Raw genomic sequence first — 18,244 nt, forward strand, 5'->3', positions numbered from 1 at the left:
GCGAACCCGCCTTACGACTCCAATGTTTAGGAGAAAACTACTCCGCCGCGGTCACCGGGACCTTGGCGCCCTGGCCGTAGCGCTGGTCGATGTAGTCGATCACCAGCGCCTTGAAGTCGGCGGCGATGCCGGGGCCGCGCAACGTGCGGAACTTCTTGCCGTCGACGAACACGGGCGCGGCCGGCGCTTCGCCGGTGCCGGGCAGCGAGATGCCGATATTGGCGTGCTTGGATTCGCCGGGGCCGTTGACGATGCAGCCCATCACCGCGACGTTGAGCTCTTCGACGCCGGGATATTTGGTCTTCCAGGTCGGCATCTCGTCGCGGATGAAATCCTGGATCGAGCGCGCCAGCTCCTGGAACGTGGTCGAGGTGGTGCGGCCGCAGCCGGGGCACGCCGCGACCAGCGGCACGAAGGTGCGGAAGCCCATGGTCTGCAACAGCTCCTGGCCGACCTGCACCTCGCGGGTGCGGTCGCCGCCGGGCTCCGGCGTCAGCGAGATGCGGATGGTGTCGCCGATACCCTGCTGCAGCAGGATGCCGAGCGCCGCCGACGAGGCGACGATGCCCTTCGAGCCCATGCCGGCCTCGGTGAGGCCGAGATGGATGGCGTAATCCGAGCGCGACGCGAGGTCCTGGTAGACCGCGATCAGATCCTGCACGGCCGAGACCTTGGCCGAGAGGATGATGCGGTCCTTCGGCATGCCGAGCTCCTGGGCCCGCGCGGCCGAGAGCAGCGCCGACTGCACCATCGCTTCACGCGTCACCGCGCGCACGTCGCGCGGATTCGGCGACGCGGCGTTCTCGTCCATCAGCTTGGTCAGCAGCTCCTGGTCGAGCGAGCCCCAATTGGCGCCGATGCGCACCGGCTTGTTGTTCTTGTTGGCGATCTCGATGATGTCGGCGAACTGGGTGTCGCGCTTGTCCTTGAAGCCGACATTGCCGGGATTGATGCGGTACTTGGCGAGCGCCTCGGCGCAGGCCGGATGCTCGGCGAGCAGCTTGTGGCCGATATAGTGGAAGTCGCCGATCAGCGGCGTGGTGATGCCGCGCTTGGCGAGGCCGTCGCGGATGTGCGGAACGGCGGCTGCGGCTTCCTCACGGTCCACGGTGATGCGGACCATTTCGGAGCCGGCGCGCGCCAGCGCTGCGACCTGGGCGATGGTGCCGTCGATGTCGGCGGTGTCGGTGTTGGTCATCGACTGCACGACGATCGGCGCACCGCCGCCCACAGTGACGTCGCCGACCTTCACCTGGGTGGTCTGGTGCCGGGGCGCCGGGCCCGCGAGGTCGGAGTCGATGGAGTTTTCGAGCTTGTTCATAGGGTCCAAATATCAGGTTTTGGTGACGTTCAGCAATGCATCAGCTGGCGCCGCAGCCGTTTGGCTCGGACGGTTAACCAGAAAAAGCCCAGCAATTACAAGGACGGCGGCCGCCCCGAAAGCCAAGCTCAGGGTATCGTGCATGATGAAATAGCTACCCACCACGCCAAACAAAGGGGTGATGAAGGTAAAAGCCGACAATTTGCTGGCCGAATAGGCCTTCACCAGCGCGAACCAAAGCGTGAACGTGGTTCCGACCACCCAGATCGCCTGGAAGGCCATCAGTCCGAGCGACAGCGGCGATGGGGTATGCGTGATGGTCTCCCCGAACATATACGCCGCCAGCCCGAGGATCGGGATCGAGGTCGCGACCTGATAGCCGAGCGCCTTCTCGGGAGCTGCGAAGCGCAGCCGGGTGCCCTTGGCGACCAGCGTGGTCGCGGCCCACAGCGCGGCGCCGCCGACGATCAGGAGATCGCCGAGCAGGACATGCGCGTCGACGTTGGGTTGCGGCACGCCGATCGCGAGCGCGACGCCGGCAAAGCTGATGGCAAGACCCAGCCATTGCGACGCGCCGAGCCGCTCGCCGAGCACCTGATAGGAGCCAAGCGCCACGAAGAACGGCGCGGTGTAGAGGAACACCACCGCGCGGGAGGCCGAGGTCAGGCGCAGGCCCTGGAAGATCAGCACGAACTCGATGCCGAACATCAGCCCGGCGATCAGGCCGGCCTTCCACGTCCCATCACGCTCGAAGAATTTCACGCCGCGCAGGGTGCCGATGATGAACAGCACCGGCAGCGCCCCCATCGAGCGGATCATCGCCTGGAGCATCGGCGGGACGTCCGGCAGCACCAGCTTGATCGCGATCTGGTTGAAGCCCCAGGTCAGGCACAGCATGAGCATCAGGGCGATGGCGCCGGCACTGAGGGGACGACCGGCGGACGGGATGGCTTGAGGTGTGGGCATGTTTCCTGGAATCCGGCTTTGCGCCGTTGTTGCTTGACTGATCAGACGGCGGACTCTTCACCTCTCCCCAACGGGGAGAGGTCGATTTGCGAAGCAAATCGGGTGAGGGGGCGCCGGCCCCACGAGAGAGCGAAGCCCCTCACCCGCGCCTTCGGCGCGACCTCTCCCCCTGGGAGAGGTGAGCACCGCCATTGTGGCTCGAGCTGATCCCATCTTTCTAAGAGACTTTCTGACAATGGGTGCAGACGCCCGTGATCTCCACCACGGACAATTTGGGGGCAAAGCCTGAGCTGCGCGCCGCGGCGTTGAGGCCCCCGGCGAAGGATGCCGAGGGGATCTCGCCGACGAGGCCGCAGCGCTCGCAGATCAGGAACGCCACCGCCGAGGTCGAATCGTGGTCGTGGGCGGCGCAGGCGAGATAGGCGTTGCGGCTTTCGATGCGGTGCACGAGGCCGTTGGCCATCAGGAAATCGAGCGCACGGTAGACCGTGATCGGCGCCGGCCGCGCCATCGACTTGGCGAGCTCGTCAATCACCTCATAGGCCCCGAGCGGGCGATGGCTGGAGAGCAAGGCTCCCAGCACCTGGCGGCGGATCGGCGTGAATTTCTGCGCCCGCTGCTCGCAGACCGTCTCGGCATGCGCCAGCGCGTCCGCGGTACAGCGGCCGTGATCGTGGTCGGGCGCAGGAAAGGCCGGCTTTGCGAGGGTCATGCCGGCAGCGTTCTAGCATTTCGGTGAGGGAACCCAAAGCGCGCCGCGGAATGCGGCTGCCAGCCATGCTCTTGCCGCGGGACAGCATCCCGGTAGCCCGCCATGAAATAATCATAAGCTTGCTTATTATATGCCAAGCTTATTGGAGACCAAGCTTATGACCCGCGGGTCTGTCGACCAGAACTTCCTGTTCACGCTCGGCGAGCTCTACCGCCTCCTGCGCGTCTACGCAGACAAGGAGGCCTCGCGCTTCGGCATCACCCGCGCGCAATGGGCCGTGCTGGCCAAGGTCGAGCGCAGCGAAGGCATGAAACAGTCGGAACTCGCCGAGCTGCTGGAGATGCAGCCGATCACGCTGACGCGGCTGATCGACAAGCTGTGCGACAACGACTGGATCGAGCGCCGCAGCGATGCCTCGGACCGCCGCGTCAAGCGGCTTTATCTGAAGAAGGCCGGGCGGCAATTGCTCGGCCGGATGAGCGGGCTGAAGTCCGAGCTCACGGCCAACGCCCTCGACGGCATCAATCCGGCGGACGCCCACCGCCTCCTCACCCAACTCGAAACGATCAAGGAAAACGTGCGTAACGCGATCCAGAATAGCGGAGCGGAACAAGCGCGTAAGGAGCAGCGCTATGGCTGATCAAGTCCTCAAGTTCCAGCCCGAGCAGAAGATCGACAGCGGCAAGCCGACCAAGAAGGCCGGCACCGATCCGCGCCGCCGGTTCGTGGCAGGCCTGCGCCGCTATCGCCGCTTCCTGCTGATGGTCGTGCTGCCTGTTGTGGTCGCCGTCGGCGGCCTCACCTTCTATCTCAATGGCGGCCGCTATGTCGGCACCGACGATGCCTATGTCGGCGCGCAGAAGGTGCTGGTGACGCCAGACATCTCCGGCAAGATCGAGAAGGTCGTGGTCAAGGAAGGCCAGATCGTCAAGCAGGGCGACGAGCTGTTCGAGATCGATCCCGTGCCGTTCCGTCTGGCGGTGGACGAGGCCAGGGCGCAGCTGATGCAGGCGCAGACCACCTATGACAATCTCCGCGCCAACATCAAGATCTACGGCGACATGCTGGATCTCGCCCAAAAAGGCGTCGACCTGAAGCAGCGCGACGTCGAGCGCAAGCAGGCGCTGGTGAAGAACAGCTACGGCTCGCAGCTCGACCTCGACAACGCCGCGAACGCGCTGGTCACGTCGGGCTCGATCGCGCAATACGTCAAGCAGCAGATCTCGACGGCCAAGACGCAATTGCTCGGCGACATCGACCTGCCGCTGGAGAAATTCCCGCCCTACGCACAGGCCAAGTCCAAGCTCGACAATGCCGAGCGCAATCTCGACCACGCCGTGGTGCGTGCGCCGATGAGCGGCGTGGCGACGCAGGTCGAGCAGATCCAGCTCGGCCGTTACGTCACCGCAGGCACGGCGGTGTTCTCCATCATCGACGTCGCTCATCCCTGGGTCGACGCCAACCCGAAGGAGAGCGACCTCACCTACGTCACCGAAGGACAGCCGGTCACCCTGGAGGTCGACGCATTCCCGAACCACGTCTTCAAGGGCAAGATCGGCTCGCTCTCGCCCGGCACCGGCGCGCAATTCGCGATCCTGCCGCCGCAGAACGCCACCGGCAACTTCGTCAAGGTGGTGCAGCGTGTGCCGATCCGAATCTATTTCGACGAGACCGACAAATACGTGAGGAAGTTGAAGGCCGGCATGAGCGTCTATGCCACCATCGACACCGGCCACAAGCGCTCGCTCGCCGGACTGTTTGGCCTGTCGGCGACGGCCGCTCACGACAAGGACTGATCCAATGTCCGGCCCCAATGCCAGCCTGATGGTGCCCGGCCTGCGCCGGAACATGGTGACGATCTGCGCCATGACCGCGACCATCATGCAGGCGCTGGACACCACCATCGCCAATGTCGCCCTGCCCTACATGCAGGGCACGCTGTCGGCCTCGCAGGACCAGATCAACTGGGTGCTGACCTCCTACATCGTCGCCGCGGCGATCATGACGGCGCCGGTGGGCTGGATCGCCAACCGCTACGGCCGCAAGCGCATCTTCATCATCTGCTCGGCCGGCTTCACCATTGCCTCCGTGCTGTGCGGACTCGCGCAGGACATCAACCAGATGGTGCTGTTCCGCCTGCTGCAAGGCGTGTTCGGCGCCGCGCTGGTGCCGCTGTCGCAGTCGGTGATGCTCGACTATTACACGCTCCAGGAACGCGCCAAGGCGATGTCGATCTGGGGCATGGGCGTGATGATGGGCCCGATCATGGGCCCCTCGCTCGGCGCCTGGCTGACCGAGACCTATTCCTGGCACTGGGTGTTCTTCGTCAATTTGCCGTTCGGCGCGATCACCGTGATCGGGCTCATCATCTTCATGGACGAGACCAAGAAGGACCTCAGCCTCAAATTCGACTGGCTCGGCTTCGCCGCGCTGGCGATCGCGATTGGCGCCCTCCAGCTCGCGCTCGACCGCGGCGAGCAATTGGGCTGGCTCGAATCGAACGAGATCATCGCGGAATTCATCGTCTCGGCCGTCGCCTTCTACTTCTTCCTCGCGCACTCCTTCACGACCTCGACGCCGTTCATCCGCTTCGCGCTGTTCCGGGATCGCAATTTCGTCACGGGCTGCATGTTCATGGTCGTGATGGGCCTCGTGCTGTTCTCGACCATGGCGCTGGCCTCGCCCTACATGCAGAACGTGATCGGCTATCCCATCATCACCGCCGGCCTGCTGCTGGCAAGCCGTGGCTTCGGCACCTTCTTCGCCATGATGCTGGTCGGCCGCATGATGCGCTATTTCGAGGCGCGCACGCTGATCATCACGGGCCTGACGCTGACCGCGGGCTCGCTGTTCCAGATGACCGGCTGGACCGACCTGACCCAGGTGCCGGAGATCGTGACCGTCAGCGTGATCCAGGGCTTTGGCTTCGGCCTCGTGTTCGTGCCGCTCTCGACCGTGGCGTTCCTGACGCTGCCGAACAATTTGCGCACCGACGGCACCGCGATGCTGACCCTGATGCGCAACGTCGCGAGCTCGGTCGGCATTTCCGTCGTCATTGCCGAGCTGACGCAGGGAACGCGGCGGACCTATGCGATCCTCTCCGAGCACATCAATCCGTTCAACCACGCGCTGCAGATGCCCGACGTGCGCGGCATGATCAATCTGTCCACCGACGCCGGCCGCGCCATGGCTGACAGGATGGTCAGCGTGCAGGCGCAGATCATCGCCTTCGCGCACGACTACCAGCTGGTGATGTTCTTCATCCTCTTCACCATCCCGCTCGCCCTGCTGATCGGCTCGACCAAGGCCACGCTGCGCAAGCAGGCCGCGGGGCCGGAACACGCGGTGATGGAGTAGTTATCGGACGTTAGCGCTTCGCACCGTCATTGCGAGCGCAGCGAAGCAATCCAGACTGTATCCGCGGCGGCAGCCTGGATTGCTTCGTCGCAAGTGCTCCTCGCAATGACGGCTTGCTGCACGAGCTTCTACAACAGCTCCTCGCACCCCAAATCCTCGACCGCCATCATCACCCGCTCGAGGTTGTTCCACCAGATCAGCGGCGGAATGTTGATGCTCCATTGCCAGACCGGCTTGGTGATCTGCCAGAGCACCGACAGGCGATAGTCCTGATCGAGCGCGCCGCGCGTGTAGCCGGTGACACCATTGGCCATCAGCGTCTCGTGATAATGATTGAGCAGCGGCCGCTCGAGCGTCTGTCGTTGCTGCGGATACCATTGGGTCGCCATCATGTAGGCGAGGTCGATCGTGGGCACGTTGACGCGCCATTGGTCGAAATCGAAGATTCGCACGGTGTCTGCGACGCCGGGGCGCGGCAGCAGGAAATTCCAGATATGGGCATCGCCATGCGCAATGCTGATGTGACGCCGTGACTGATAGCGCTGGGACAGCCGGGCCGAATGCTCGATCAGGCAGCGATAGAGGGTGCGGCGCTCTTCGCTGAGGCGGTCGCCGAGCAGATCGGCAAAACGGTCGTAATGGCCGGCAAAGGTCTCCATGTGCTGCGCTCGGTCCTCGGCGCTCGCCCAGCTGCCGACGGTATCGCCAAGGCCTGGATGGTCCCACCATGCCGCATGCCAGCGCGCCAGGGTCGTGACGATGGCCATCGCCTGCTCGCGCGACGGCGGCAGAGGCCATTGAGTCGCGAGCACATGGCTGTCGGTGAGATCCTCGAGCAGGAGATGCCAGGCCTGGCTCTCCTCGTCGAAGCTGCCGTCGAAGCTGCGCGGCGCGAGCCCCCGCGGCATGCTCGGCGCAAGTTGCGTGTAGAAAGCCACCTCGTGCCGGCCGGCATCTGCAAGCGATTTTGCGAAGGCGGCATGCGCGGTCTTCAGGATCAGCGATTGCGGGGCACCGGCGGATTCCCCGACATAGCGCAGGCCGAGGCGGACGATGTGCGACAGGACGGTGTCACGCTGGTGCAGCACCTTCACCTCGCGCACGGCACCGGCGTCCAGCACGCCGCCCCTGCGCAGCGCCGTCGTCAATTGGGCGGGCTCAACGACCGCCGGCAGTTGTGGAGGTGTCATGGCCACGATGCCCCTGTCCCGCGCCATACTGCACGATCGCAATTCCGGGCACCAGCGGCAGAGCTGATGCCGGGCTTCAGGCCGCGGCGGTCGAGTCCCGCACGGTCCGGACCACGACCGACCGCAGCTGTTCGAGATTGGCCGCCATGCCGGCGATCGCCTGCCTCACCTCCGTGGCGCGTTCGTTCACGGAGGCAGCGTCGCGGCTGACACTGCCGATCTTGGCTGAGACCTCCTTGGCGGCGGACGCCGATTCGGAGATCGACCGGGCGATCTGCCGCGTCGCGGCGTCCTGCTCGCCCATCGCGGCGGCAACCGAGGTGGCGACGCCGTCGATCTCGACGATGTGGCCTCCCATGCTCTCGACGGCATCGACGGCGGCCTGGGTCGAGGTCTGGATCTCGGCGATCAGCCGCGTGATCTCCTCGGTGGATTTGGCGGTCTGGTCCGACAGCGATTTCACCTCTGCAGCGACCACCGCGAAGCCGCGGCCGGCTTCGCCGGCGCGCGCGGCCTCGATCGTGGCGTTGAGCGCCAGCAGATTGGTCTGGCCGGCGATGCCGCCGATGAGATCCGAGACCTCGGCGATCTTCTTCACCGCGCCCGCCAGCGCCTGGATGGTCGAACGCGCCTGCTCACGGCCGGTGACCGCCGATTTGGTGACGGTCGAAGTCCGCGCCACCTGGGTCGCGATCTCCCGGATCGAGGCGCTCAACTGTTCGGCCGCGACCGAAACGGTCTGCGAGCTGCCCAGCGCCTGGGTGGAGGCCGCGGCCACCGCCTGCGACTCCGCCGACAGCGACCTCGCGATCTCGGACAGGCTGGAGGCGGCCCGCTCGACGCCCTGGCTCGCCGCACTCGCGGTGTCGACCGAGCGGCCGGTCTCGCGCTCCACGGTTTCGGCCATCTGGTTCAGGGCAGAGCGCTTGGCGAGCACGGCTTCCTGCTCCTGGCGCTGCTGCTCCTCACGCAGGCGGGAATTCTCGACCGCCGCCTGCTTGAACACCAGAAGCGCGCCCGCCATCGAGCCGACCTCGTCCTGACGGTGCGCGAAAGGAATATCGGCGCCGAGATCGCCGGTCGCGAGCTTCTGCATCGCCCCGGTCATCCGCACGATCGGTCGCACCACGCCGACGGCAACGCCGAGCAGACCCGCGGCAATGAAGGCGAGGACGGCGGCGGAGACGCCGAGAAGGATGTAAAGCATCGAGCTGTCGCGGTCCGCGGCCAGCTTCTCCATGGCGGCATTCTGTTTGTTGGCGTTCTCGACGATGCTGTCGATGACGGCGCGGTGCGCGGTGTAGGCATCCTTGAGCTGCGCATAGGCGCGCTCGGCGGCAGCCGTATCCTTGGCCTTGAGGGCCGGCAGCACATGGTCGGACGCCTTCCAGAATTTCTGCACCTCGGCATCGGATTTTTGCACCAGGGCAGTCTTCAGGTCGGCCGAGAGGCTGGATGCGACCCAGTAAGCCTTGCGCTCGTCGTAATCCTTGCGGAGCTGGACCAGGCGCTCGCCATGGGCCGCCAGCTGATCCGGCTCGCGCATGGCGAGGGTGGCTTCGAGATAGGCCTCGATGACGTATTCCGGCGGCGGCAGGATGTCGGCGATGAGGTCATTGCCGAGCTTGATGTCGGAATAGAGCGGACCGCCGACCTTGAGTTCGCGTAGCGCATAGAGACTGGTGGAGACGACCGCGGTGAAGCCGATGGCCAGCACGATTCCGAACGCAATAATCGCGGACGACAACGACAGGCGAATTTTCATGGGGCAATCCGGGCGCGAATCAAATTCGCACTGACCCTAGACCGCTACGGTAAATACGGGCTTTCCTCGCGGAGAGGTTGCAGAAGAAAAGCTCCGGAGAACTACGGGAAGAAGTGCCGCCAATCGGTTTGGGTCAATGAACTGACGCTCAAACGCGCACCGGCTGCGATTTTGCGCTGAATGAGAAGCGCGTAGCGGCGACCGGGAGTCGCCGCTACGCATTGCCTTAGACGTCGAAGAACACCGTCTCGTTGTCGCCCTGAAGCCGCAGATCGAGCCGGTAGACCGGCTTGCCGGCTTCGCGCACCGCGGTCAGCGTGGCGCGGCGATCGGCCGGCACCAGCGCCAGCACGGGGTCGGCGGCGTTGCCGGCCTCGTCGCTGAAATAGATCCGGGTGTAGAGATGCCGCAGCATGCCGCGTCCGAACACCGCGAGCACGATGTGCGGCGCCTGCGGCTTGCCATCGGGATCCGGCACTGCGCCCGGCTTGATGGTGTCGAAGGAATAATTGCCGTCCTTGTCGGTGCCGCAGCGGGCAAAGCCGCGGAAGCTGGCGTTCGGCAGCGCGCGCTTGTCCTGCGGGTCGGCAAAGCGTCCCTGCGCATCCGCCTGCCAGATCTCCAGCATGACGTCGGGCACGACGACGCCGTCGCCGTCGAACACCCGGCCCTCGATGCGGATGCGGTCGCCGGTGACGTCGGGCGTCAGCGTCGAGTTGGTGAACGCGTCGTTCCACGCGTACTCGCCGTTCGGCGTCAGGCCGTATTTGAAGAACGGACCGACGGTCTGCGATGGCGTGATCCCATTGGGCTTCACAGAATCCTGCACTAGTGGTTCTCCATAGGCGTGGCGTTCTTGCCGCGCAGCACGATGTCAAAGCGGTAGCACAGCGCCCATTCGGGCTGGGTGTTCTCGAGGTCGAACGACGACACCATCCGCGCCCGCGCCTTCTCGTCCGGCACCGAGTTGAAGATCGGGTCGAACGGAAACAGCGGATCAGCAGGGAAATACATCTGCGTCACCAGGCGCGTGACGAAGGAATGGCCGAACACCGACAGATGGATGTGCGCGGGTCGCCAGGCGTTGTGGTGATTGCCCCAAGGGTAGGCGCCGGGCTTGATGGTGACGAAGCGGTAATAGCCGTCGGCATCGCTCACGGTGCGGCCCGCGCCGGTGAAATTCGGATCGAGCGGCGCCGGATGCTGGTCGCGGACATGGACATAGCGGCCGCAGGAATTGGCTTGCCAGATCTCGACCAGCGAATTCGGCACGCCGCGGCCGTCCTCGTCACGGACATGGCCGTGCACGATGATGCGCTCGCCGATCGGCTCGCCGGCATGCTGGGTGGTGAGGTCGTTGTCGCCCTTGCGCACGGTCTCGTGGCCATAGACCGGGCCGGTGAGCTCCGACAAGGTGTGGCGCATCGGGATCAAGGGCTTGTTCGGCGCGCGCTTGATCGAGCTCTTGTAGTCGGGCGACAGCGGCAGCGGATGCGCCTTGTTGCTGTCGGTGGGATAGATGAATGTCATTGGCGAACTCCTCCCCGGCCATTTTGGTCCGGCCGGTCAACGCTTCCGCCAATCATTATAGGATATAACTAATTGGGGGAAGCGGGTTTAAGCCTCCTGCGCCGACGCTATTTGATCGGCGGACGTGGCAGCACGGCTTCCCCAGCGTCGAGTCGGTAGGTGTGGTCGAGCGAGTACCAGGGCGTCGCGACGTCGGGCGCGGTCGGATGCGGCGCATCATGGCGCTGGAACTTGCCGATCAGCGCCTGCGTCACGCCGAACTGCACGTCGCTGTCGATATGCGGATCGGCGGGATCGTAGACCTGCGAGATCAGCACCTTGAATCCGGGCTTGAAGATCAGGGCGTGCAGATGCGCGGGTCGATAGGGGTGCCGGCTCTGCGCCTCCAACAGGCGCCCGACCACGCCGTTGGTCGGAATGGGATAGCCGACCATCATCACCGAACGGAAGGCGAAGCGCCCGTCTTGGTCGGTCGTGAACTTGCCGCGCAGGTTCATGTCGGCCTGCTCAGGGTCCTGGTTCTCATAAAGACCAACCGGTGAAGCATGCCAGACATCGATCTCGGCACCGGCGACGGGACGGCCGCCCTTGTCGACGACGCGGCCGCTCACGAACAGCGGCGCCCCCGGCGTTTCCGAGCGCACGATCGATCCGCCATTCTCGACCCGCGGCGAGTTCAGCCGCCAGAACGGCCCGAGCAGCGACTGGTCGGTTTCGGTATTACCGTTGTCGCCATTGTTGAGCAGGCACACCAGCGGAGAGACGCCCAGCGAGCCCGCCATCAGCACGACTTCGTTGTGCGTGTCGGTGGTCAGCTTACCGAGCTCGGCCACGATCGCGGTGGCATCGCGAAACTCCTTCTCGGTCAGGCGAACGTCGCGGACGAAGGCGTGGAGGTGCTTGACCAGCGAGACCATGATCTGGCGGAGCCGCGGATCGGATGTCCGCTCCATCACCGCCAGGGCTGCAGCCGTGACGTCCTGCTCGCGCTCGATGATCATGCTCGTCTCCCAACCACCCGGTCGTTCCGGGGCGCGAGTGAAACGAGCGGCCCGGACTCTTCACCTCGGCCCGCTTGCGGGGAGAGGTCGGATTGCGCAGCAATCCGGGTGAGGGGGTACAGGTCCCAAAGCCATCTCATCCGCGGAGAGATGCCCCTCACCCCAACCCTCTCCCCGTAAGAACGGGGAGAGGGGGAGGACAGAGTCTTAATTCAGCTTCTCGATCGCGACGGCCACACCCTGGCCGACGCCGACGCACATGGTGGCGAGCGCGAGCTTGCCGCCGCGCTTCTCCATGCCGTGCACGGCGGTGAGCGCGAGGCGCGCGCCGCTCATGCCGAGCGGATGGCCGAGCGCGATGGCGCCGCCATGCGGGTTGACGTAGTCGGCATCGTCGGCGACGCCGAGCTGGCGCATGCAGGCAATGCCCTGCGAAGCGAAGGCTTCGTTGAGCTCGATCAGGTCGAAATCGCTGATCTTCTTGCCCAGCCGCTCCATCAGCTTGCGGGTCGCGGGCACCGGGCCGATGCCCATGATGCGCGGCGGCACGCCGGCCGAAGCGAGGCCGAGAATGCGCGCGCGCGGCGTCAGACCATGCTTCTTCACCGCGGCCTCCGAGGCGAGGATCATGGCGGCGGCGCCGTCATTGACGCCCGACGCGTTGCCAGCGGTCACCGTGCCGGGATTGCGCACGATCGGCTTCAGTTTGGCCAAGCCTTCCAGCGTGGTCTCGGGACGCGGATGCTCGTCCTTGTCCACCATGATGGGACCAGCCTTGCCGCCGGGAATGGTGATCGGGATGATCTCTTCGGCGAAATAGCCGGCTGCGATCGCCTTGCCGGCGCGCTGCTGCGAGCGGATCGCGAAGGCGTCCTGGTCGGCACGCGAGACCTGGAACTCCTCGGCGACGTTCTCGCCGGTCTCGGGCATGGCATCGACGCCATACTGCGCCTTCAAGAGCGGATTGATGAAGCGCCAGCCGATCGTGGTGTCGAAGATCTCGGCGGAGCGCGAGAAGGCCTCCTGCGCCTTGCCCATCACGAAGGGCGCGCGGGTCATGGATTCGACGCCGCCAGCGATGGCCAGTTCGATCTCGCCGGAACGGATGGCGCGGCCTGCCGCACCGACCGCATCGAGGCCGGAGGCGCAGAGGCGGTTGAGCGTCTGGCCGGGAACCGAGTCCGGGAGGCCCGCCAGCAGGAGCGCCATGCGCGCGACGTTGCGGTTGTCTTCGCCGGCCTGGTTGGCGCAGCCGAAGAACACTTCGTCCACCTGCGCCCAATCGAGATTCGGGTGCTTGGCCATCAGCGCCTTGATTGGGGCCGCGGCGAGGTCGTCGGCGCGCACCTTGGCGAGCGAGCCGCCGAAACGGCCGATCGGGGTCCGCACGGCATCGCAGATAAAGACGTCACGCATCGTTGTTCTCCCTGAATGCCGCGATCCGGCCAAATTCTTCAATGTCGGCGGAGTATTAGGAGGGCGCCCGCGGCAGGTCAATTGACGGTTTCGCGGGCGGCGTATTCGACCGAAAGCCATGAAACCCAACCGTCATTCCGGGGCGCGACGAAGTCGCGAGCCCGGAATCCATAACCACGAGCCGGGGTTATGGATTCCGGGCCTGCGCCTGACGGCGCACCCCGGAATGACGACCGAGAATGTGGCGCTCATTATCCCGCCATACGGACAGCGTGGAAAACCCGCCCTTCCAAGTCAAACCGATAGGACGCTCAGGCGAAATTTTGTAGGTTGCGCCGCCCATGACCATGCAACAACCGATACCCGTACCGCCGCCCGACGAAGCGCCTGCCGCGCCGGCGGAAGCCGCCGCGCGCGTCACGCCAATGATGGAACAGTACCTTGAGATCAAGGCTGCGCATCAGGGCTTGCTGCTGTTCTACCGGATGGGCGATTTCTACGAGCTGTTCTTCGAGGATGCCGAGATCGCCTCGAAGACGCTCGGCATCGTGCTGACCAAGCGCGGCAAGCATCAGGGCAATGACATCCCGATGTGCGGCGTGCCGGTCGAGCGCTCCGAGGATTATCTGCACCGCCTGATCAGCGCCGGCCACCGGGTCGCGGTCTGCGAGCAGACCGAGGACCCTGCGGCGGCGAAAGCGCGCGGCAACAAGAGCGTCGTGCGCCGCGGCGTGGTGCGGCTGGTCACGCCGGGCACGCTGACCGAGGACACGCTGCTCGATGCGCGCGCCAACAATTACCTGCTGGCGATCGCGCGCGCGCGTTCGTCCGCCGGTGGCGACCGCTTCGGTCTCGCCTGGATCGACATCTCGACCGCCGAATTCATGGTCACCGAGGTTTCGGGTGGCGAGCTCGCCGCGACGCTGGCGCGCATCAACCCGAACGAGGCGATCGTCACCGACGCGCTCTATGGCGACAACGAGCTCAGCCAGACCCTGCGCGAATTGCCGGCGGTGACGCCGCTGACCCGCGACGTCTTCGATGGCGCTACTGCCGAGAAGCGCCTCTGCGACTATTTCGCGGTCGCGACCATGGATGGCCTGGCGCAGCTCACGCGGCTGGAAGCAACGGCTGCGGCCGCCGCTGTCACCTATGTCGACCGCACCCAGGTCGGCAAGCATCCGCCGCTGTCGCCGCCCGCGCGCGAGGCTTCCGGCGCCACCATGGCGATCGATCCGGCGACGCGCGCCAATCTCGAATTGACGCGGACGCTCGCCGGCGAGCGCCGCGGCTCGCTGCTCGATGCCATCGACTGCACGGTGACCTCGGCGGGCTCGCGCCTGCTGGCGCAGCGGCTCGCAGCGCCGCTGACGGACGCGCCGGCGATCGCACGGCGGCTCGACGCGGTCAGCACTTTCGCTGCCGACTCGGCCACACGCGAGGACATCCGCAGCATCCTGCGCGGCGCGCCCGACATGTCGCGCGCGCTGGCCCGCCTCTCGGTCGGCCGCGGCGGACCGCGCGACCTTGCGGGCATCCGCGACGGCATCATCGCCGCCGATCAGGTGCTGACGCGGCTTTCCGAGCTCGACCAACCGCCGCAGGAGATCACCGCCGTGATGGCAGCCTTGCAGCGGCCGTCGCGCGAGCTCGCATCCGAATTCGCCCGCGCGCTCGACGAGCAGCTGCCGCTGATCAAGCGCGACGGCGGCTTCGTCCGCCCGGGCTACGAGCCCGCGCTCGACGAAGCGCGAAACCTGCGCGATGCCTCGCGCCTCGTGGTCGCTTCGATGCAGGCGCGCTACGCCGACGACACCGGGGTCAAGGCGCTCAAGATCCGCCACAACAACGTGCTCGGCTATTTCGTCGAGGTCACCGCGCAGCATGGCGACAAGCTGATGTCGGCGCCGCTGAACGCGACCTTCATCCACCGCCAGACGCTGGCGGGCCAGGTCCGCTTCACCACGTCGGAGCTCGGCGAGATCGAGGCCAAGATCGCCAATGCCGGCGACCGCGCACTCAACCTCGAGCTCGAAATTTTTGAGAAGCTCTGCGCCAAGGCGCTCGAGATCAGCGACGATCTGCGCGCCGCGGCGCAAGGCTTTGCATTGCTCGACGTCGCGACCTCGCTGGCCAAGCTCGCCGTCGACGAGAACTATGTGCGGCCTGAGGTCGATTCGTCGCTCGCCTTCGCCATCGAAGCCGGCCGTCATCCCGTGGTCGAGCAGGCCTTGAGGCGCACTGGCGAGCCGTTCATCGCCAATGCCTGCGACCTCTCGCCTGGCCCAGCGCAAAAATCCGGCCAGCTCTGGCTGCTGACCGGTCCCAACATGGCGGGTAAATCGACCTTCCTGCGCCAGAACGCGCTGATTGCACTGCTGGCGCAGATCGGCAGCTTCGTGCCGGCGACGCGCGCGCGGATCGGCATCATCGACCGCCTGTTCTCGCGCGTCGGCGCCGCCGACGATCTCGCCCGCGGCCGCTCCACCTTCATGGTGGAGATGGTCGAGACCGCGGCGATCCTCAATCAAGCCGGCGAACGCTCGCTCGTCATCCTCGACGAGATCGGCCGCGGCACCGCGACCTTCGACGGCCTCTCGATCGCCTGGGCCGCGATCGAGCACCTGCACGAAAGCAACCGCTGCCGCACGCTGTTCGCGACGCATTATCACGAGCTGACCGCGCTCTCGGCCAAGCTGCCGCGGATGTTCAACGCGACCGTGCGGGTGAAGGAATGGCAGGGCAATGTCGTGTTCCTGCACGAGGTGCTGCCGGGCTCGGCCGACCGCTCCTACGGCATCCAGGTCGCCAAGCTCGCCGGCCTGCCGCCCGCCGTGATCACGCGCGCCAAATCCGTGCTCTCCAAGCTGGAGGCGCAGGACCGCGGCCAGACCGCGCGGGCGCTGGTGGACGACCTGCCGCTGTTCGCCGTCCCCTCCCGCGCCGCCGCGGAAGCCGTCCCGCCGACCGAGGCCGAGCTGCTGATGGAAGCCGTGACGGCGCTGCACCCGGACGAGATGTCGCCGCGCGAGGCGCTCGATGCGCTCTATGCGTTGAAGGCCAAGCTGCCGAAGCAGTGACGGTGCCGTAGGGTGGGCAAAGCGAAAGCGTGCCCACCATGTCACAGCCAAGATCGGATAGATGGTGGGCACGGCGCGCAAAGTGCGCGCCTTTGCCCACCCTACGATTCCGAGTGCTTGACTACGCCCGCGCCGCGATCGCTGCGGCTTCCGCGGCGGCGCGCTGCATGCTGGTCGACATCTCGTTCGTCACCGTGCTCTGCTCCTCGACGGCGGCGGCGGTCGAGGTCACGTATTCGCTGACGTTGTTGATGGCCTGCTTGATCGAGCCGAGCGCGCTGACGACGTCGCCGGAGATGCCGTTGAGGCTGCCGATCTCCTGGCCGATCTTGTCGGTCGCCTGCTTGGCCTGGTTGGCAAGGCTCTTCACTTCCGACGCAACCACCGCGAAGCCGCGGCCGGCCTCGCCGGCGCGGGCGGATTCGATCGTGGCGTTGAGCGCGAGCAGGTTGATCTGTCCGGTGATGCTGTTGATCATCTCGACGATGCCGCTCATCGCCTGCGCCGCCTCGGTGAGGCGCTGCGCCTGCGCGTCGGCGGCGGCGACCTGATCCACCGCGCTCATCGCGGTCTCGCGCGACTTGGTCATCGCCTCGGAGATCTCGCGCACCGAGGCGTTGAGCTCCTCGGAGCCGGCGGCGACCGATTCCATCATGCCGCGGACGCGCTCGTTGCCCATGCGGACCAGCACCTGCCGCGTGGTGTCGGTGGCGTATTTCACGACCTTGAACGGCTTGCCGTTGAGATCGAGGATCGGGTTGTAGGAGGCCTGGATGTAGACCTCCTTGCCGCCCTTGCCGATGCGCTTGTATTCGGCCGCTTGGTACTGGCCGCGGTTGAGCGCGGCCCAGAACTCGCGATAGGCCGCGCCGTCGCGCTCACTGGGCTCGACGAACATGCTGTGATGCTTGCCCTTGATCTCGGCCAGCGAATAGCCGAGCGCAGCGAGGAAGTTAGCGTTCGCCGTGATGATCGTGCCGTCCATGTTGAATTCGATCACGGCTTGGGCCTTGTCGATCGCCGCGATCTGACCGGCGAGATCGGCGTTCTTCAGCTTTTCCGCGGTAATGTCTGTTGCGTACTTGACCACGCCGAACGGCTTGCCGCTCTCGTCGAGTAGTGGATTGTACGAGGCGAGGATCCAGACCTCGCGGCCGCCCTTGCCGATACGCTTGAACTCGCCGGCCTGGTAGTCGCCGCGGTTGAGCTTGGCCCAGAACTCGCGATAGGCCGCACCGTCGCGTTCGGCGGGGGCGACGAACATGCTGTGATGCTTGCCCTGGATCTCGGCGAGCGAATAGCCGAGTGCCTTGCAGAAATTCTCGTTGGCGGCGACGACGGTGCCGTCGAGCTTGAATTCGATCACGGCCTGGGCGCGGCTGCTGGCGGCGATCTTCGAGGCGTCCGTCATGCTCCGGATCTTCTTCTCGGTGATGTCGGTCGCGATCTTGGCGACCATCACCGCCTTGCCGTTGCCGTCGAGCACCGGATTGTAGGATGCTTCGATCCAGACCTCATGGCCGTCCTTCGCGATTCGCTTGAACTCGCGCGCCTGATACTCGCCACGATTCAGTGCGGCCCAGAACGCCTTGTACTCGGAAGTTTCGCGCTGGTCGGCCGGCACGAACATGGAGTGATGCTTGCCCTGGATTTCCTCGAGCCTATAGCCGAGGGCATCGAGAAAATTCTTGTTGGCGGTGACGATCGTCCCATCAAGTTTGAATTCGATCATCGCCTGCGAGCGACCAATGGCATCGAGCCGCGCCTGCGCATCACTATGGGACTTGCGACCGAACATCCAAATGTCTCCTCGATGAGAAATCGTTTTACATGACGCAGCCAGCGTCGCTCTTGCGCTCGAAAATTTTCGGCTCGCCCGTCACTCGGGTGTACCGGAACCATAGGC

14 protein-coding genes are annotated in these 18,244 nt (G+C 65.6%); 4 read left to right on the forward strand and 10 right to left on the reverse strand.

The genetic code is table 11. The annotated features are described in order from the left end of the window. Positions 1 to 37: 37 nt before the first annotated feature. The 3 genes from ispG to QA642_RS46035 form a co-directional block, all read right to left on the reverse strand. A complete protein-coding gene (ispG, locus tag QA642_RS46025) occupies positions 38 to 1,321 on the reverse strand; it encodes a flavodoxin-dependent (E)-4-hydroxy-3-methylbut-2-enyl-diphosphate synthase (protein ID WP_283082743.1) in 1,284 nt (427 codons plus the stop codon). Between the two features lie 12 nt (positions 1,322 to 1,333). Then, positions 1,334 to 2,287: a DMT family transporter gene (locus QA642_RS46030; protein ID WP_283082744.1), complete on the reverse strand. Its 954-nt coding sequence runs from the start codon at positions 2,285 to 2,287 to the stop codon at positions 1,334 to 1,336. A 217-nt stretch (positions 2,288 to 2,504) separates the two neighbouring features. Beyond that, a complete protein-coding gene (locus tag QA642_RS46035) occupies positions 2,505 to 2,999 on the reverse strand; it encodes a transcriptional repressor (protein ID WP_283082745.1) in 495 nt (164 codons plus the stop codon). 157 nt (positions 3,000 to 3,156) lie between these two features. Here QA642_RS46035 and QA642_RS46040 point away from each other — a divergent pair, with 157 nt between their 5' ends. Genes QA642_RS46040 through QA642_RS46050 form a run of 3 tightly spaced genes read left to right on the forward strand, consistent with a single transcriptional unit; the run spans position 3,157 to position 6,356 of the window. Next, positions 3,157 to 3,639 carry a MarR family transcriptional regulator gene (locus QA642_RS46040; protein ID WP_027563272.1) on the forward strand — a complete coding sequence of 161 codons (483 nt, stop codon included), beginning with the start codon at positions 3,157 to 3,159 and terminating at the stop codon, positions 3,637 to 3,639. Then, positions 3,632 to 4,795 carry an HlyD family secretion protein gene (locus tag QA642_RS46045; protein ID WP_283082746.1) on the forward strand — a complete coding sequence of 388 codons (1,164 nt, stop codon included), beginning with the start codon at positions 3,632 to 3,634 and terminating at the stop codon, positions 4,793 to 4,795. The genes QA642_RS46040 and QA642_RS46045 overlap by 8 nt, the downstream gene beginning before the upstream one ends. 4 nt (positions 4,796 to 4,799) lie before the next feature. Further along, complete coding sequence (locus QA642_RS46050) at positions 4,800 to 6,356, forward strand: MDR family MFS transporter (RefSeq protein ID WP_283082747.1); 1,557 nt, start codon at positions 4,800 to 4,802, stop codon at positions 6,354 to 6,356. A 128-nt stretch (positions 6,357 to 6,484) separates the two neighbouring features. On the opposite strand, the gene QA642_RS46055 is transcribed toward QA642_RS46050, so the two are convergent. The 6 genes from QA642_RS46055 to pcaF all read right to left on the reverse strand — a co-directional run bounded on the left by QA642_RS46055 (position 6,485) and on the right by pcaF (position 13,258). Next, a complete protein-coding gene (locus QA642_RS46055) occupies positions 6,485 to 7,573 on the reverse strand; it encodes a phosphotransferase (RefSeq protein WP_283082748.1) in 1,089 nt (362 codons plus the stop codon). Positions 7,574 to 7,622: 49 nt separating this feature from the next. After that, positions 7,623 to 9,311 carry a methyl-accepting chemotaxis protein gene (locus QA642_RS46060; RefSeq protein ID WP_283082749.1) on the reverse strand — a complete coding sequence of 563 codons (1,689 nt, stop codon included), beginning with the start codon at positions 9,309 to 9,311 and terminating at the stop codon, positions 7,623 to 7,625. 226 nt (positions 9,312 to 9,537) lie between these two features. Then, entirely contained in the window at positions 9,538 to 10,140 is a 603-nt protein-coding gene (pcaG, locus tag QA642_RS46065) for a protocatechuate 3,4-dioxygenase subunit alpha (RefSeq protein WP_283082750.1), read from the reverse strand. Beyond that, positions 10,140 to 10,841: a protocatechuate 3,4-dioxygenase subunit beta gene (pcaH, locus tag QA642_RS46070; protein WP_283082751.1), complete on the reverse strand. Its 702-nt coding sequence runs from the start codon at positions 10,839 to 10,841 to the stop codon at positions 10,140 to 10,142. The genes pcaG and pcaH overlap by 1 nt, the downstream gene beginning before the upstream one ends. A gap of 107 nt (positions 10,842 to 10,948) precedes the next feature. Further along, positions 10,949 to 11,842 carry a dioxygenase gene (locus QA642_RS46075; protein WP_283082752.1) on the reverse strand — a complete coding sequence of 298 codons (894 nt, stop codon included), beginning with the start codon at positions 11,840 to 11,842 and terminating at the stop codon, positions 10,949 to 10,951. A gap of 207 nt (positions 11,843 to 12,049) precedes the next feature. Further along, on the reverse strand, positions 12,050 to 13,258 hold the full coding sequence (gene pcaF / locus QA642_RS46080; protein ID WP_283082753.1) for a 3-oxoadipyl-CoA thiolase: 1,209 nt from the start codon (positions 13,256 to 13,258) through the stop codon (positions 12,050 to 12,052). 341 nt (positions 13,259 to 13,599) lie between these two features. Here pcaF and mutS point away from each other — a divergent pair, with 341 nt between their 5' ends. Then, positions 13,600 to 16,338, forward strand: a complete 2,739-nt coding sequence (mutS, locus tag QA642_RS46085; protein ID WP_283082754.1) for a DNA mismatch repair protein MutS — start codon at positions 13,600 to 13,602, stop codon at positions 16,336 to 16,338. 121 nt (positions 16,339 to 16,459) lie between these two features. Here the strand turns inward: mutS and QA642_RS46090 are convergent, their stop codons facing one another. Continuing rightward, the gene (locus QA642_RS46090) at positions 16,460 to 18,136 is read right to left on the reverse strand and encodes a PAS domain-containing methyl-accepting chemotaxis protein (RefSeq protein WP_283082755.1); all 1,677 of its coding nucleotides are present in this window, start codon (positions 18,134 to 18,136) and stop codon (positions 16,460 to 16,462) included. Positions 18,137 to 18,244 lie beyond the last annotated feature (108 nt).

Source organism: Bradyrhizobium sp. CB2312, assembly GCF_029714425.1.
Taxonomy (GTDB): domain Bacteria; phylum Pseudomonadota; class Alphaproteobacteria; order Rhizobiales; family Xanthobacteraceae; genus Bradyrhizobium.

What these genes read in the sequence shown, in the direction of transcription:
- QA642_RS46030 (WP_283082744.1), bottom strand. Translation starts at nt 2,287, where the DNA reads ATGCCCACACCTCAAGCCATCCCGTCCGCCGGTCGTCCCCTCAGTGCC.
- QA642_RS46075 (WP_283082752.1), bottom strand. Translation starts at nt 11,842, where the DNA reads ATGATCATCGAGCGCGAGCAGGACGTCACGGCTGCAGCCCTGGCGGTG.
- pcaF (WP_283082753.1), bottom strand. Translation starts at nt 13,258, where the DNA reads ATGCGTGACGTCTTTATCTGCGATGCCGTGCGGACCCCGATCGGCCGT.
- ispG (WP_283082743.1), bottom strand. Translation starts at nt 1,321, where the DNA reads ATGAACAAGCTCGAAAACTCCATCGACTCCGACCTCGCGGGCCCGGCG.
- pcaH (WP_283082751.1), bottom strand. Translation starts at nt 10,841, where the DNA reads ATGACATTCATCTATCCCACCGACAGCAACAAGGCGCATCCGCTGCCG.
- QA642_RS46045 (WP_283082746.1), top strand. Translation starts at nt 3,632, where the DNA reads ATGGCTGATCAAGTCCTCAAGTTCCAGCCCGAGCAGAAGATCGACAGC.
- QA642_RS46090 (WP_283082755.1), bottom strand. Translation starts at nt 18,136, where the DNA reads ATGTTCGGTCGCAAGTCCCATAGTGATGCGCAGGCGCGGCTCGATGCC.
- QA642_RS46040 (WP_027563272.1), top strand. Translation starts at nt 3,157, where the DNA reads ATGACCCGCGGGTCTGTCGACCAGAACTTCCTGTTCACGCTCGGCGAG.
- QA642_RS46050 (WP_283082747.1), top strand. Translation starts at nt 4,800, where the DNA reads ATGTCCGGCCCCAATGCCAGCCTGATGGTGCCCGGCCTGCGCCGGAAC.
- QA642_RS46035 (WP_283082745.1), bottom strand. Translation starts at nt 2,999, where the DNA reads ATGACCCTCGCAAAGCCGGCCTTTCCTGCGCCCGACCACGATCACGGC.
- mutS (WP_283082754.1), top strand. Translation starts at nt 13,600, where the DNA reads ATGACCATGCAACAACCGATACCCGTACCGCCGCCCGACGAAGCGCCT.
- QA642_RS46060 (WP_283082749.1), bottom strand. Translation starts at nt 9,311, where the DNA reads ATGAAAATTCGCCTGTCGTTGTCGTCCGCGATTATTGCGTTCGGAATC.
- QA642_RS46055 (WP_283082748.1), bottom strand. Translation starts at nt 7,573, where the DNA reads ATGGCGCGGGACAGGGGCATCGTGGCCATGACACCTCCACAACTGCCG.